This window comes from Colwellia sp. MB02u-9 (assembly GCF_014077085.1).
Taxonomy (GTDB): Bacteria; Pseudomonadota; Gammaproteobacteria; order Enterobacterales; family Alteromonadaceae; genus Cognaticolwellia.
In genome coordinates this window covers 166,305-182,620 of the sequence record NZ_JACGVF010000070.1, presented here as the reverse complement: position 1 = coordinate 182,620, position 16,316 = coordinate 166,305, and the positions used below count along the sequence as shown (strand labels likewise).

14 protein-coding genes are annotated in these 16,316 nt (G+C 39.0%); 7 read left to right on the top strand and 7 right to left on the bottom strand.

The window, feature by feature from the left end; genetic code table 11:
- Positions 1–3 precede the first annotated feature (3 nt).
- The 5 genes from H4J65_RS04400 (at position 4) to H4J65_RS04380 (ending at position 5,163) form a co-directional block, all read left to right on the top strand.
- Complete coding sequence (locus tag H4J65_RS04400) at positions 4–1,230, top strand: glycosyl transferase (RefSeq protein WP_182195928.1); 1,227 nt, start codon at positions 4–6, stop codon at positions 1,228–1,230.
- 15 nt (positions 1,231–1,245) lie between these two features.
- Entirely contained in the window at positions 1,246–3,003 is a 1,758-nt protein-coding gene (locus tag H4J65_RS04395) for an alpha-amylase family glycosyl hydrolase (protein ID WP_182195925.1), read from the top strand.
- Positions 3,004–3,236: 233 nt separating this feature from the next.
- The gene (locus H4J65_RS04390; protein ID WP_182195920.1) at positions 3,237–3,896 is read left to right on the top strand and encodes a flavin reductase family protein; all 660 of its coding nucleotides are present in this window, start codon (positions 3,237–3,239) and stop codon (positions 3,894–3,896) included.
- Positions 3,897–4,028: 132 nt separating this feature from the next.
- Positions 4,029–4,454, top strand: a complete 426-nt coding sequence (locus H4J65_RS04385) for a thiol-disulfide oxidoreductase DCC family protein (protein ID WP_182186169.1) — start codon at positions 4,029–4,031, stop codon at positions 4,452–4,454.
- Positions 4,417–5,163, top strand: a complete 747-nt coding sequence (locus H4J65_RS04380; RefSeq protein ID WP_182195917.1) for an SDR family NAD(P)-dependent oxidoreductase — start codon at positions 4,417–4,419, stop codon at positions 5,161–5,163. Before H4J65_RS04385 ends, H4J65_RS04380 begins: the two co-directional genes overlap by 38 nt.
- Before the next feature lie 387 nt (positions 5,164–5,550).
- Here the strand turns inward: H4J65_RS04380 and H4J65_RS04375 are convergent, their stop codons facing one another.
- Both H4J65_RS04375 and H4J65_RS04370 read right to left on the bottom strand, forming a co-directional pair.
- A complete protein-coding gene (locus H4J65_RS04375; RefSeq protein WP_259367517.1) occupies positions 5,551–6,162 on the bottom strand; it encodes a CIA30 family protein in 612 nt (203 codons plus the stop codon).
- 74 nt (positions 6,163–6,236) lie between these two features.
- The gene (locus H4J65_RS04370) at positions 6,237–6,854 is read right to left on the bottom strand and encodes an HAD family hydrolase (RefSeq protein WP_182186174.1); all 618 of its coding nucleotides are present in this window, start codon (positions 6,852–6,854) and stop codon (positions 6,237–6,239) included.
- Between the two features lie 339 nt (positions 6,855–7,193).
- Here H4J65_RS04370 and H4J65_RS04365 point away from each other — a divergent pair, with 339 nt between their 5' ends.
- Positions 7,194–10,166, top strand: coding sequence for an EAL domain-containing protein (locus tag H4J65_RS04365; protein ID WP_182195914.1), 2,973 nt, complete (start codon positions 7,194–7,196; stop codon positions 10,164–10,166).
- Between the two features lie 168 nt (positions 10,167–10,334).
- Here H4J65_RS04365 and H4J65_RS04360 read toward each other — a convergent pair whose 3' ends face one another.
- The 3 genes from H4J65_RS04360 to H4J65_RS04350 form a co-directional block, all read right to left on the bottom strand.
- Positions 10,335–11,042 (bottom strand): pirin-like bicupin family protein, encoded by a 708-nt coding sequence (locus H4J65_RS04360; RefSeq protein WP_182195911.1) that lies wholly within the window; start codon positions 11,040–11,042, stop codon positions 10,335–10,337.
- A 112-nt stretch (positions 11,043–11,154) separates the two neighbouring features.
- Entirely contained in the window at positions 11,155–12,105 is a 951-nt protein-coding gene (locus H4J65_RS04355; RefSeq protein ID WP_182195891.1) for a glutathione S-transferase family protein, read from the bottom strand.
- Positions 12,106–12,177: 72 nt separating this feature from the next.
- The gene (locus tag H4J65_RS04350) at positions 12,178–12,636 is read right to left on the bottom strand and encodes a DoxX family protein (protein WP_182195887.1); all 459 of its coding nucleotides are present in this window, start codon (positions 12,634–12,636) and stop codon (positions 12,178–12,180) included.
- A gap of 130 nt (positions 12,637–12,766) precedes the next feature.
- Here H4J65_RS04350 and H4J65_RS04345 point away from each other — a divergent pair, with 130 nt between their 5' ends.
- Positions 12,767–13,654 (top strand): LysR substrate-binding domain-containing protein, encoded by an 888-nt coding sequence (locus H4J65_RS04345; RefSeq protein WP_182195884.1) that lies wholly within the window; start codon positions 12,767–12,769, stop codon positions 13,652–13,654.
- A gap of 295 nt (positions 13,655–13,949) precedes the next feature.
- Here H4J65_RS04345 and H4J65_RS04340 read toward each other — a convergent pair whose 3' ends face one another.
- Both H4J65_RS04340 and H4J65_RS04335 read right to left on the bottom strand, forming a co-directional pair.
- Positions 13,950–15,233, bottom strand: a complete 1,284-nt coding sequence (locus H4J65_RS04340) for a GGDEF domain-containing protein (RefSeq protein WP_182137334.1) — start codon at positions 15,231–15,233, stop codon at positions 13,950–13,952.
- Between the two features lie 8 nt (positions 15,234–15,241).
- Complete coding sequence (locus H4J65_RS04335; RefSeq protein ID WP_310649916.1) at positions 15,242–16,264, bottom strand: NrtA/SsuA/CpmA family ABC transporter substrate-binding protein; 1,023 nt, start codon at positions 16,262–16,264, stop codon at positions 15,242–15,244.
- Between the last annotated feature and the right edge of the window lie 52 nt (positions 16,265–16,316).

Below are 16,316 nucleotides of genomic sequence, written 5' to 3'. Positions count from 1 at the left end.
ATCATGGCTGACTTCTATCAAAATGGTACGGTGACAACATTACATAACTTGGCCCAGCGCGAGCCAGAAAATATGGCTGCTGAGTTACTAGCGTTTTCAAAAAAACGTTCATTAGGGCTCATTTTACCCTCGCTGTTTTCCGAGTTAGAGGGTAAAGCTTTACCCGATATTATTCATAAAATAAAACAGGTAAAGTATCTATCTGAAATTGTTATCGGCTTAGACCGAGCCGATTTAGCGCAATACCAACACGCGTTGTCATTTTTTTCTCAACTACCTCAACACCATAGGGTGTTATGGAATGATGGCCCCAGACTACAAGCAATAGATGCAAAATTACAGGCCTTAGGTTTAGCACCAAAAGAGCTCGGCAAAGGCCGCAATGTTTGGTATTGCATGGGCTATATTTTATCCTCAGGTAAAGCCGAGTCCATCGCCCTGCATGACTGTGACATTCTCACTTATGAAACAGAGTTACTCGACCGACTGCTGTATCCCGTGGCCAACCCATTATTTAACTATGAATTTGCCAAAGGGTTTTATGCCCGTGTTGCGGACGGAAAAATAAATGGCCGGGTTTCTCGCTTGTTGGTCACCCCTTTGATCAAAGCGCTGAAAAAAACGGTTGGCCATTGCGACTACCTCGAATATATGGACAGTTTTTTGTATCCCCTAGCGGGTGAATTCTCTTTTCGACGCGATGTATTAAATGACATTCGTATTCCAAGTGATTGGGGTTTAGAGATTGGCGTATTATCTGAAATGTATCGCAACTATTCACCAAACCGCTTATGCCAAGTGGATATTGCCGCCACTTATGATCATAAGCATCAAGACTTATCGTTAGATAATACCGCGGGTGGCCTATCAAAAATGTCGATTGATATCAGCAAAGCTTTCATTCGTAAACTTGCCACTCAAGGTGAAACCTTCAGCGCTGAAAAGTTTAGAACCTTAAAAGCAACTTACTATCGCATTGCTTTAGATTATGTTGAAACCTATCGCAATGACGCCATGATGAATGGATTGGAACTTGACATTCATAATGAAGAAAAAGCAGTAGAAATGTTCGCGCAAAATATTTTAACTGCAGGCAACACTTTCTTAGAAAACCCAATGGAAACGCCTTTTATTCCCTCTTGGAACCGTGTGGTGAGTGCTATTCCCGATATTTTATCTCAATTAAAAACCGCCGTAGAGTTAGACAACGAAGAGTTTAATCAAACATAAAGGAAGATGTCGCCGATGCCCGCACAAATTGAACCGTTAAAAAACAAGTTAATTCAACAGCTTTCAACTATTTATCACGAGGTAGCACTTGAGCAAGCAACGGATGATATTGCCGATGCGCTGATTGATATTATGCGCTTACCAAGCGAAGTACTGGCGCCAACACCTTTTAGCAATCATTGGTCAGAAGCAGACATTGTCTTAATTACCTATGGTGATAGCATCATAAAAACAGCTCAGCCACCGTTACACACTTTAAAAGTATTTTTAGATAATCATCTAAAAAACACCATCAACAGTGTACATATATTGCCATTTTTTCCGTATAGCTCTGACGATGGTTTTTCGGTTATTGACTACTCCTCGGTTAATGAGGCACTGGGAACATGGCAAGATATCACTGAAATAAGTCAAGCTTATCAACTGATGTCAGATCTGGTGATTAATCATTGCTCAAGCCGCAGTGCTTGGTTTGATAACTTCATCAAAGGCGAAGGAACCGGGCATGATTTTTTCTTTACCGCGCAGTTAGACGATGATTTGTCTGCTGTGGTACGGCCACGGACATCACCCTTACTAAAAGAAGTGATCACCGGCAAAGGACAAAAATTTGTCTGGTGTACTTTTAGTCACGACCAAGTCGATTTTGACTTTCGTAACCCCGAAGTATTAAAAGCATTTGCTGCAATTATTCGACAATATCTTGATAGCGGGGTGAAAATATTTAGGTTTGATGCCATTGCCTTTATCTGGAAAATTGTTGGCCGCGATAGTATCAACCTACCTCAAACTCATGAAATTGTGCGCTTATTACGCACCTTAATTGAATCTGCAGACCCGCAAGCGATTATCATTACTGAAACCAATATTCCTAACACCCAAAACCTTACCTACTTTGGTAACGCTAATGAAGCACACGGTATCTATAACTTTTCATTGCCACCCTTACTCATAAACACTTTACTGACCGGTAATTGTTTATATTTAAAACGCTGGCTAATGAGCATGCCACCTTCACAAGACGGTACCCTGTATTTCAACTTTATTGCCTCACATGACGGCATTGGTCTGCGTCCAGCAGAAGGATTATTAAGTGACACTGAGCTTGATAGTTTAATTCATACTATTGAGAGCTTTGGCGGTAAAATTTCATGGCGAACCTCAAACACTGGCGAGCAAAAAGCTTATGAAATGAATATTGCCCTTTATGATGCGCTACAAGGTACGGTTGCAGGTAAAGACCACTGGAACTTTGAACGTTTTATTTGTGCACATGCCGTCATGTTTGCCCTTGAAGGTATACCCGGGATTTATATTCACAGCATGCTAGGAACACAAAACGACTATAAAAAATTGGCCAACACGCATAATAGCCGCTCAATCAATCGCCATTGTTGGCATGAAGAGGCACTAGAGGCCGCATTGGCTGATAGTAGTTTGCATCACGCAAAAGTGCTTTCAAGCTTAAAAACATTGTTAAAAATTCGTATTAAACAACCCGCATTTCATCCCAACGCCACCCAATTTACTTTACATTTAGGCTTACAATTATTTGGTTTTTGGCGACAAAGCCAAAACAGAAAACAAAGTATATTTTGTGTCAGTAACGTCTCAGACCAAGCTATCGCCTTGCCGCTAAGCGAACTTAATTTGATCGTTACCCAAGCTTGGGTAGAATTAATCACGGGGGAAAATATTACCGAGTTAAGCCAGGAAATAATATTATCTCCTTATCAAACCGTATGGATAGCTAACAAAGCAGAGCGTATATAACGCGCCATTTTTGCCAGCAGGTATGGCTCTGTTTTATGATGGTTATTTGCTGTGGCGGTGTGCTATAGCGCGATACTGTTAATAGCTTTTTTACAGGCAAATAAAGCTTATAACCACAAATAAACCTAGCTATTAACCAACAAAAATCGATAAGTTTAAGTACGTTAAGTGATCGCAAACCCAACTAATTACGTATACTGGCTATACAAGTCAACTTATGTGACAGCACTTAAATGCAATATATTATCAATCACCACGAACTGGTTAATATGGAACCTCGCTATAGAGCTCAGGTTATCAACAGCTTATCTGGTTTTAAAAGTGCTAATCTTATTGGCACTCGCGACGAGCAAAATATCAATAACTTGGCTATGTTTAGCTCGGTATTTCACCTGGGTGCTTCACCGGCTTTAGTGGGTTTTATTTCACGCCCCGACAGTGTTGACCGACACACGTTACGCAATATTCAGCAAACCAAACAATTTACGATTAACCAAGTCAATGAAAGCTTTTGGCAAGCAGCTCATCAAACCTCTGCGCGCTACGGCAATGATCAGTGTGAATTTCAACAAACTGGATTAACACCAAATTTTATCGACGGTGTTAATGCGCCCTTTGTGCAAGAAAGTCGACTTAAATATGCTTTAACGCTAAAAGAAATAGTACCGATAGAACTTAATAATACCGTATTAGTGATTGGCGAAATAACTGATATTCTCTGTGAACAAGCCGCGATTAAAAACGACGGTTACATTGATATCGAGTCATTAAATACCGTCATGGTTTCTGGCCTCGACAGTTATCACACCAGTAAACGATTATCGCGTGTAAGTTATGCAAAGCCTGACGAGTCGCAACAAAAACTTTCAGTCGATGGCCAAGCAGAAAAGTAATCGAGCTAAGCATTAATCTGACGTTAAGCGCATTAAGAGTAAGTTAAAAATCATCTCGCTATACCCGCTTAATTTTTTTAAGATTTTTCCAAGGCTTAACTGCCATATATAGTAAATTTTAGGGCTAAATTAATGCTAACAATATTTTATGATGGTAACTGCCCATTATGTGCCACAGAAATGGCTCAACTAAAAAAACATGATCAAAACGATTTAATAACTTTGGTCGATATCCACCAAGACAATTTTGCTACGCTCCACCCTAGCGTCAGTTTTGATGGCGCAATGAAAATATTGCATGGCCATTACAACGGCCAAGTATTATTGGGCCTAGCCGTTACACACAGAGCATGGACTTTAGTTGGCAAAGGTTTTTGGGTTGCACCACTTAATTGGCCAGTCATTAAAACTGTCAGCCACTGGGTCTATTTAGGCTTAGCTAAATATCGTCATCCAATTTCAGCACTGCTCGCCAAATTGTTTAATATTAAAACCACTCACTGTAATTCAGGAACTTGTCATGATAACCGAACAAACACTGATCATCGGCGCAAATAGCGATATTGGCCAAGCCATTGCTGCGCAAATACAAGCTTCAGAAAACACTGGATTAATACTGATTAGTCGAGACCTAGCACAGCCTAATCCTGTTGCTAGTGACTTGATAGCCGCTAATGTGACAAAAATTAGTCTTAAAGACTATCAAGCAGAATCAATCGACCAAGCGATCGCAGAATTAGCCCAGCATAAAGATACGCCAATAACGCGAGTATTTGTCTGTAATGGCATACTGCATAATGATCATATTCGTCCAGAAAAACGTTTAGAAGACTTTGATGCACAAGCCTTTATTGAAATTATGACCGCAAATTCTCTCACGCCAATGTTGTGGATACAAAAATTAACCCCTTTATTGACCGGGAAGTCACCCTGCAAATTCGTGCTATTTAGTGCCCGAGTAGGCAGTATTAGTGAGAATCGTTTAGGGGGTTGGTATAGTTATCGGGCGTCGAAAGCGGCATTAAACATGATAGTTAAAACCGCATCAATAGAGTTAGCCCGTCGAGCAAAAAACATCAAGCTAATCGCTTTTCATCCGGGCACTACTGATACGCCATTATCAAAGCCGTTTCAAAAAAATGTTCCGGCTAATAAGCTTTTCACCCCAGAATTTGTCGCTAAACAGCTACTAGACATTGTTGAGAACACTGCGTTAGATCAAACAGCAAGCTATCTCGATTGGCAGGGAGAGTCTATCAATTGGTAGTCTTGAGTAAAGGCTATAACAATGCCTAGTCAATAGCATTATTGCTAGGCATTGTGCTTAATGAGATCAACACTCAACACTGCTACTACAAGACTTATAACAAGCTTTATTTTTAAAAATCAACAGGGAAACTTCATTAAGTCATTGATAAATAATTAATCAGTAATTGTTTATAGAGCAATTAGTTATCTTTTATTAATAGTTTATGTATAGTTTTATTTAATTGATTTTTTCAAAGCGCTCAAACTATGGTAGTTACACACCTAGCAGTTTAGCCAGAATACACTGTAAACTGAGCGTTAGCGGGTAAAGTTAAGTTTATTACTACCTAGTTAGCCCCTAGTGATAGAACAGAAAACAACCTATAGCCCAAAGCCATAAGCTAGTTTATTTAAAAGAAACGCTAGTAATAACTAAAGAGAATGGGCCAGCAACTTTGCTAGTCACTAAAAAACCCACTTCACGAATATTTTCAGATGTTAGTACCGGCGCATTGGGTATTTCACGGCCTCGAAATGATGCTTGAAAGTCAGCCAGTGTAAAACTTAGTTGTGTTTGTTGGCCTGCCACCGTATCAAAACTCTGTTTATAAGCCATACGATAACCGTCAAGGTTAACAATCAATCTTAATTGATAAGTCAGTCCATCACCTTCAATATCTATTGTTACGGTTTCAAGTGCTTTAGCTAAAGGCTCTATTGGGCGAAATACTGAGCTGAACCCACCGTTATTTGCTAGTGATATATCACCTGAAAATATTGCTTTGTTTGCTTGTAATGAAATCTGACCTTGAGATTTGCCTCCCATGACACCGTCATTAGTAATGCGCCAACTATTAAGGCTTTGTTGCTCAGTAAAATTAATCATAAGGGCAGACTCTTTTTTGGCCATAGCAGCAAGCTGTTTATTTTGCTTGGCTTGTATTTTAAGCTCAGTGCTAGCAAGGCTATAACCAGCAAGAACAGTAGATAATAAAAGTGCGTAAACAGTAACTCGCATTGGCTTGCGCTCCTATTCTTGACTGGTGAATGTTAACTGGTGAACGGTGACTAGTGACTGTTGAGTGATGAACTTTAGCCCGAGACACCAGCAGCCTCACGAATAAAAATTTGCCTAATAACCTCACTTAACTCGGTCAGTTCGTTCACTACAATATTCGCTAAATTGGCATAATCAGGCGTTTCGCCATGCGTCACCAGACATGACATAGTATTAGCATTTTGTGCGGCTTGTAGATCGTATAAATAGTCACCAACATATAATAAATTTTCAGCAGGTGCTTGCCATAATTGTGCTAAATGCAATAAAGCATCAGGAGCAGGTTTAGCCTTGTGATCGGCCCTAGTTAATAGCAGGGTAATAGCAATATTATTATTTTGCATTTTTATCAAAGCCGCTTGACGACAGTTTCGCGTAACAATGGCACAAGGTATCTCTAATTCAGACAATAGCGCTATAAGTTGGTCAGTACCGAGCAGTTTTTTCGCATTAAGCGCGTCACTAACTTCAAATTCAACTAACGAGTTATTGGCATGAATCTGCTGCTCTGTGGGCAAAGCATCAACAAAATCTAATAAGTCGATATCTTTTGCGCAACCTAAAGACGCTCTTATTTCTTCAAAATTTAAAGATGAAGAAACTAAAGTATTATCTAAATCAAATATAACGCCTAACAATTTCTCTGCTAACAATGTTCAATCACTCCTATTTTTCTTATAGAACCATTCATCAGAACAGTGAATTAACTTTTAGCTCTAATTAACTTTTAGCTCTAGCTAACGAATATCTATTTAACTAGAGCTAAATACGCAACAAAATGAAATTAAGATCAAACTGTTCCCGCTTTAGGCCAGCAACTCAACCGATGAAATTAATAAACGCTCGTTTAATAAAAAATATTTAACAGTCTTTTAGCTAACTTATATACCGTATCAAAAGTATTAACAACTGTATCAAATGCCATGTAGACCCTGTATATTACAGAAAAAAATTCTGCTAAATATTCACACTATGCTTAGGGTTTAATATCAATGAATCACGACTATAACGGTATAACTGTTGCAGCGCTCACGACCACTTATGATCTCAAATTAGTCGTTCTCTCCATGCTAATTGCCATGTTAGCCTCATTCAGTGCCTTTGGCATAGTTGAACGAAGTATGTCTGCTTCCCAACAAAGTCAAAAAATATTATGGAATTTATTCGGTGCTTTAATGATGAGTGTCGGTATTTGGGCAATGCATTTTATTGCCATGGTATCGTTAACATTTCCAATACCGGTTAGCTATGACCTAGCCACAACTATGGTGTCTATTCTACCGGTAATGTTTGCCTCTAGTATTGTTATGTGGTTGATGACACTAAAAACATTTAGCTATTATCGATTATTAATCGGTGGGTTGTTGTTAGGTCCAAGTATTGGCCTTATGCATTACATAGCCATGGGCGCCATGAGATTACAAGCCGTAATGGTTCATGATATGACCTTAGTTTATTTGTCTATCTTGATAGCGGTGATATTGGCTATGGTGGCACTAAAGATACAGTATGCCGCTATTAATCAAAGTCGATATCAATTTATAACTAAAAAACATCTAGTGAGTGCTGTGGTTATGGGCTTGGCATCTTCAAGTATGCACTATAGCGCGATGACAGCCGTGCACTTTATTCCGCAAACTACAGACCAAGTCATCGATGCAGTCCCTCCAACCACATTAGCCTTAATTGTCACTGTGGTGATTTTAGTGATATTACTGCTCACTATGCTCATTCCGCACGTACTAAGGTACATACAACTAGTTAACCGCTTAAACGCAGAAGTGCTAGTTAAAACAGAAATTTTACATGAACTTGATCACCGTTCTAAAGCACAAACAGAACAAGACACTCAGGCGGTCAAAGCTGCTCAGGCTGCACTTCTAGCACAAAAAGCAGCCATGGATGAGCATTCGCTAGTGTCGATTACTGATGTTAAAGGCACGATTAACTATGCCAATACCAAATTTTGTACGGTCAGTGGCTATAGTCAAGAGGAACTCATTGGAGCCAATCATCGCCTGCTTAATTCTAAGCAGCAACCGAAAGACTATTGGCGTGAGATGTATTTAATTATATCTAAAGACGGCTCCTGGAATGATGACATCTGTAATCTTGCCAAAGATGGACAAGAGTATTGGGTTAATACCACCATTATACCCTTGTATGTCAACGAAAAGCTTAGTGGTTATACTTCAATTCGTACCGATATTACTGAACATAAAAAAAGTGAGAAAAAGCTTAAACTTGCCAATGAAGAGAAAGATAAACGCGCAGCTGAGCTAGCCCTTGCCGCTATTGTATTTTCTCACACCCGTGAAGGCATTATCATCACTGATGCGAGTGCGAGCATCATCAAAGTCAACAACACCTTCACTGAAGTCACCGGATACTCACATCAAGAGGCGGTTGGTAAAAACCTACGCTTCTTTCAATCAGACAGTCAGTCAGCTGAGTTCTATGCTTTGATGTGGCAAGCGGTTAACTCCAAAGGCTATTGGGTTGGTACCATTTGGAATCGTCGTAAAAATGGTGAAGTATACCCAGAAAACCTGACCCTAAGTGCGGTGAAAAATGCGGCTGGCGAAATCAGCCATTATGTTGCACTCTATTCTGACATTACAGAACTTAACAAAACCCATCAAAGTCAACTACAGCGCATGGCTCATTACGACGACTTAACTGATTTGCCCAATCGCACATTACTCGCTCAGCGCCTGAACCAAGCGATATTACAAAGCAATCGCCAGCATAATTCCCTCGCTGTAGCATTTATAGATTTAGATGATTTAAAAACGGTTAATGATGCCCATGGCCATCATGTCGGTGATGAACTATTAATTATTATCTCACTACGCATGAAAGAGGCGTTACGTGAGGGCGATACACTTGCTCGTATTGGTGGTGATGAGTTTGTCTTGGTATTAACCGATTTAACGAAAACTGAAGAGTTTAACAAGATATTAGAGCGTTTACTGCTGGTGGTTTCAGCGCCAGTAATAGTTGATGATCTGGTGTTAAATGTATCGGCTAGCATAGGTGTTACTCAATACCCTCAAGATGAATCCGATGCAGAAATACTTATCCGTCATGCCGACCAAGCCATGTACATGGCGAAAAAATCGGGTAAAAATTGTTATCACTTGTTTGATAGCGCCCTCGATGACGCCGTTAACCTTGAACAGGAAAACATTAACAATATCAGTGCAGCACTCGATAAAGGTGAGTTCGTTTTGTATTATCAACCGAAAGTGAATATGTCTACGGGTGAAGTAGTGGGTGTAGAAGCCTTGATCCGCTGGCAACACCCTATCCGTGGTTTAGTGCCGCCACTAGATTTTTTACCGCTAATAGAAAACCACGCTATTAGTCTAGATATAGGTGAATGGGTTATTGATACCGCGCTGAGCCAAATAAGCCAGTGGCAAAGTATCGGCATTACGTTACCGATTAGCGTCAATATCAGTGCTTATCAGCTTCAAAAAACTGATTTTGTTGAACGCCTGGCGACATTATTGGCTGCACATCCTGATGTGTCACCGCATTTATTGGAACTAGAGGTATTGGAAACCAGCGCATTAAATGACATCAACTATATTATAGCGACCATGAAATCTTGTATTAGCCTGGGTGTGCAGTTTGCCCTAGATGATTTTGGTACTGGCTATTCCTCGCTAACTTATCTCAGGCGCCTACCCGCTAGCCAGATCAAAATAGATCAGAGTTTTATTCGCGACATGCTCACTGACCCCGATGACTTAGCCATTGTGAAGGGCGTTGTTAGCTTGGCGAAAGCCTTCCAGCTTGAGGTGATCGCAGAAGGGGTAGAAACGGTTGAACATGGCACTGAATTATTACAACTGGGTTGTAAATTTGCACAAGGTTACGGCATTGCAAGGCCAATGCCCGCCAGTGCAGTGCTAACATGGCTGGACAGTTGGCAGCCTGATAGCACTTGGCTGTCCTAAAAAATCTCCTTTAATTATTACGGTTAGCACTGGCTATTGTCCAATTAACACCTTTACATGTGAATTATTTGTGGCAATAGTTAGGCTTTACATTCTAGTGAACACCTTGTTTTTTAATGATTATAGCCGTTTCATTAATTAGCTGGTCTACTTTATATGTAGGAAAAACTAAGCGATAGTATCGATAATAATCACTTCACAGTCGGTAGCAGCTCTGAGTAAAATGGCATTGGATCGGGTAACTTCCAGCCCATCGCCCTTGTTCATGGTTACCGTTTTTAAGCTGTCTTCTACTTTAAACATACCATCAGAGGCTAAAATATAAGCTTGATGGCTGATTTTATGTTCAATAACGCTTCCTTTAGTTAATTTTCCACCATAGATTCTCGTTTCTTGGTTAATAAACAATGCCTTACTTTTATCTTCTGGATAACCTGAGACTAACAACGTCAGTGCTGAGCCATACTCGCTAGGAAATTTTTTACTTTCCCAGCGCGGTGCTACGTTATCTTTATTGCTTTCAAGCCAAATTTGATAGAAAGTTAACGGTTTATTCGTACGGTTATACTCTGAATGCACAATGCCCTTACCTGCACTCATCACTTGTACTTCACCTGCTTTAGTTATGCTTTTATTACCTGTGCTGTCTTGATGAGTAATAGCACCTGAGCGAATAAAACTAATAATTTCCATATTACGGTGTGGATGCGAAGGAAAGCCCATACCGGCTTCTACCCAGTCGTCATTGACTACGCGTAGTTTTCCAAAGCCCATACGTGTCGGATTATAGTAATTAGCAAAACTAAAGTGATGGTTAGATTTCAACCAGCCGTAGTTAGCCTTGCCTAAGCTTTTATAGGGATAATGTTTGATCATGGTCTTTCCTCCGTACTCATTGAATGAAACTTTATAACTCATGGCGTTGGTAATAAATTTTTAGCGCTATAAAGCGGTATTTAATAGTTAAACGCTTAACACTTTTTAGCCCTTAATATTGGCGGTCTCTATCGTGTAGCGCATCAAAGTGTTGACGCGCACCTAAAGGGACAATACGAGTAGGGTTAATCGTTAAATGACTCGCGTAGTAATGGATTTTCGTGTACTCCAGATCAACCGTTCCTTTCACACCAGGTACTTGATAAAGCTCATTAACATAGTTACTAATATGATGAAACTCAATCAGTTTTTCGCGATTACACTTAAAGTGACCATGATATACCGCATCAAAACGAATCAGGGTAGTAAACAAACGCCAATCCGCTTCAGTAATGTTTTCACCCACGAGATAACGCTGTGTTGATAAAAGATCTTCTAGCCAGTCTAAACTAGCAAATAAGGCCTGGTAAGCCTCATTGTAAGCGACTTGTGTGGTGGCAAATCCGGCTTTATAAACCCCATTATTAATACTGTCATAAATACGAGCGTTCACGTTGTCTATTGCTGATCTTTGAGCAAGTGGGTAATAATCATCAACGTTACTGGTTAATTCATTGAATGCTGAATTAAACATTCTCATGATTTCAATTGATTCATTATTAACAATAGTTTGGGTCTTTTTGTCCCATAAAATAGGCACAGTAACACGGCCTTGGTAACTGGGATCTGCTTTTAAGTATAACTGGTAGGCATAATTTAACTGATAAAGCGGATCACCTTTTTCACCAAACTCCCAACCATTTTCCATCATAGCGGCTTCTACAACACTGACCGAAATAACATCTTCGAGTTGTTTTAATTGGCGAAAGATTAGGGTTCTATGTGCCCAAGGACAAGCCAATGAAACATATAAATGATAACGACCTGCCTCGGGTTTAAATTGACTATTTTCTGCGGCTGAAATTTGACTTCTAAAACCACTATCTTGACGAACAAATTGTCCTTTACTTTTATTGGTGTCATACCATTGATCGACCCATTTACCGTTAACAATTAATCCCATAATAAACTCCTAAATTTTTTTCTTTAGCCAATAGCATGGCTAATGCTTGTGATAAAAGATAGTAAGCGCCAGTTAAGCATTTTTGTTTAACTGGCGATAAATTGTGTTATCTATTGAGTATTTACCGCCACCTTGAATAAATAAGGCAAGAGTTATAGCTAATAGCGCTAAAGCAAACTCATAGCCATTATTACTGATAAAAAAGCCACTCGTTATATGGACACTAAAAATGGCAACTATCATAGTAACGGCTAAAACAAAACTTGTCGGTCTGGTGAGAAAACCCACGATGAGTAATAAGCCACCAAAAAATTCAGCACTACCGGCTAGCAATGCCATTAAAAATCCTGGCGTAAGCCCTATCGATTCCATCCACTGGCCTGTACCGTCTAAGCCATAACCACCAAACCAAGCAAATAATTTTTGCGCACCGTGAGCGCTAAAAATAAGCCCTGCGATTAATCGTAGTGGTAATGGTGATAAAGATTGTTCAGTTTTAGTGATGCTATTAATGATGTTGGTAATTGCCATGCTAAATGCCTTTAAGTGTTGTTAATTAAGTATGTCGCTATTGTATAAGTTGAATTGCTGTTAAATAACCCCTAGTATTTGTTTGTTATGTTCAAATAATTTGAACAATTAAGTGTTTGGATTAAACAACATGAAGACACCCGCTATAAGCCTAGAAGCATTACTTGTATTAGACGCCATTGAAACTCGTGGTAGTTATGCGGCCGCAGCAGAGCAATTAAATAAAGTGCCTTCAGCGCTTTCTTATATTGTGCAGAAGCTTGAAGAGCAGTTAAATGTCACACTATTTCAGCGCCAAGGTCGTCGAGCTGTTCTTACGCCAGCAGGCAAACATTTATTGTCTGAGGGGCGAAAAGTCTTAAGTGCAATCAATACCTTGTCAGAGCAAACACAAACCATTGCTAATGGCTGGGAACCAAAAATTCGTCTTGCTTGTGATTCAATTATGGATATAAAAACTATTTTTAATGGCATAAAAGGGTTTTTAGCTGCACATCACAGTATTGAGATTGATGTGCAAGAACAGGTGATGAACGGCACGTGGGAAGCGTTAATTGACGACCGAGTTGATTTGGTGATTGGCGCCCCTGCACCTGTACCTAATCAAAAAGGTATCCGAGCAATAAAAATAGCTGAGTTAAACAGTGTGTTAGTGGTCAATAAAGCACATGAGTTATCACTTATTAAGCAGCCGATTAAATTAGAACAGTTATCAGGCTATAGAAATGTGGTTGTTCATGACTCAGCACAGCATCAAATTCCATGGTCGGTTAATATGATTGCAGGCAGCCAACATTTTTTTGTCAGCTCTATTGCCATCAAAACTGCCGCTATTATTGCCGGCATCGGTATTGGCTATTTACCCAAAAACCTGATCCAAGATCACATTGAGTCAGGCGAGCTCATTGTGATCAAATTAGCTGAAGAACGTCCACCTCAAGACTTGTTTATGGCATGGAAAATAACGAACAAAGGCAAGGGCTTAAATAAGTTAATAACAATTTTATCAAGGTGTTAAAACTAGTGTTAAGCATGACATAATCGCATAGATATTAAAGCCCTTTAATATCTAGATACAATACACCTAACTCATAAACACTAATAACCAATTGCTTTGCAATAATTTTTAGCATGCTTTTTTAGAATGTTTTTTTAGAACAATAAGCGGTAGAACAGTAAGCTCTATCACTTTCGCAAAGGCTAACTTCAATACTGTGGTTTGAGGGCTATGTTTAAAAGCATGCAATGAGCCTAACTTACTCCTCACACTTACTACGCACGTATTGAGATAATGACCATTACTGATGTTACAATTAATCAACGATACTATCGCCAAACACTTCAATTCTATTGCGGCCATTTTCCTTGGCTTGATACATAGCTAAATCAGCATCTTTTATTAAGTTTTCGAAATCAATATGTTGATCATTAACAGTACAAATACCAATACTGACAGTCACAAAAATATCTTCACCTTCATATGTTATGCAATGATCAGCTAAAGCGTGTTGAATACGATGGGCTGTTTCTACTGCGGCGTTGACACCACTATCGGGTAAAATAATGATAAATTCTTCGCCGCCATAACGAGCAAAAAAATCAATACTGCGTATTTCTTCAGTGCAAACTTTGCAAATATTTTTCAAAATTTCGTCACCGAATAAATGACCAAACTGATCGTTTATATTTTTAAATAAATCACAATCTAACAAAATGACAGCCAATGGGTTTTTGCTTCTTTGTACACGAGAAAACTCGTCATTGCCTCGTTCAAACAGTGCCCGACGATTGGCCACTTTGGTTAAAGGGTCGGTGTTAGATAGTTGCTCTAATACTTGAGTTCTTTCTGCAACAATTTTGGTCATTGACTCTAAAGAAATCGTTGTTTCACTCAATTCTTTATTCATGTTATTAAAGGCATTAGCGATACCATTAAACTCTTCTGATTGATTAGAAAGTTGTATTTTTTGAAAGTTACCACTGCGATTTTTTTCAAAGGCTGTTTTGACTTCATTGAGTGATGTGCTAAAAATTTTAACTAATTTAACCGCACCATAAACTAGAATAAAAAGGCTAAGTGCGAGTATAGATAGAATAAATATGATCTGCTGCTTAATAACGTTTGCAATGTCTTTTTGAACTATGCTGGAGAGCTGTATTGTGTCAGATCGAATAGCTTCTAATTGCGTTATCAACCTGGTTTTTAAATGCTTTTTAATTTTCTCATCGGCATTTTTTAGTTGATTTTTATTGATGGTATTAAATAACCTTTGTACATTCTTATTCTGGCTTTCAATACTGTTTTGAATGGTTTGTTGTTCTGGTGTCAAGCTAGGATTACGTCTCAGTAACTCATTAAATTTACGGTCTAAAACCAGCCAATTATCGGTATTGTAATCGCTGGCATAAATGTCTTCATTGATAAGCAATTGCTTTAAAATGTTAGTATGATTTTCAACTTTATTGGCATACTGTTCTCGTTCTAAAGCGACTTCTACTACTTGAGTGGACCATAAAATACTCCCCACAAGTACAGTGAACAATAAACCGGTACTCAGGGTAAAAAAGTAAATATGTTGCTGTAAGCTTATCTTCATAAAAAACCTTATTTACCGGGGAATATCTGCAGCGGTATATCTACGGCTCCAGGATCGACCTGTAGCAATGCCCTACTATCAACAAAGCGCAATGAGTTAGGCGCACTATTAGATACTCTCATTTGTGTTTCCACTACCCATAGTGCTTGAGATCTAATGTTTAATATCAATGATTGATTCAATCCGAGCTTAAAAATATAATCAGGCCACACCCAGTCAATAAATGCGGGATCTAAATTTAGCTCATCTATCACTATTTTTTTAGCGGCTTGTGGATGCGAAGCAATGTAATGGATGGCAGTTTGTAGTCCTTGAATGACACATTTTGCTTTTTCTACCCCTTGACTGTCTGCGGTTTGAGAAATTAAATTAAAGCTCAATGTGCTTAAACTTTTGGTATCATGAATTTTTATTTTTTTATCAAGTGCTTGCAACAATTGAAAAACGAAGGGCTCCCAAGACACAATAGCGTCAACCTCATCACGACTAAAAGCTTGTAGCAATTGTGGCGGTTTATCATAATATAACTTCACATCAGCCATAGTTAAGCCTTCAATCGCTAAAAGTGTACTTAACAGATATTCACTGGCAGTACCTTGGGTAACAGCCACTTTTTTACCTTTTAGATCCAAGGCTGATTTTATGTTATCGGCAGAATGGGTAATTAATTTCACATCATTATCAGATTGGACAAACATCGCGTGGCTGACAAATGATGGCGTAGTCAAACTTTGAAAAGCAATAACCGAATCAGAACTTGTGCCAAAATCAACCTCGCCACTCATCACCTTATCAAATGCAGATTTACCTCCTATTACCTGCTCATACTTAACCCTAACGCAGGTGTCATCAAAAGCATTTATCGCTTTAGCAATATAAAAAGGCGTAGACAAAGGAGTTTTAGAAACCGCAATAATCACCGAGTATTTGTCCTGATGCCAAAAACTTTGTAGATTAAAAGACAAGATCCCAAGCCCCAAAATAATGAGTAAGGTTATAGAAGATACCAAGGGGTATTTTAGATTCAACACTATCAGCCTGTTGTTTTATCTTATCCTGATGTTAATTTAGCAACAAATACAG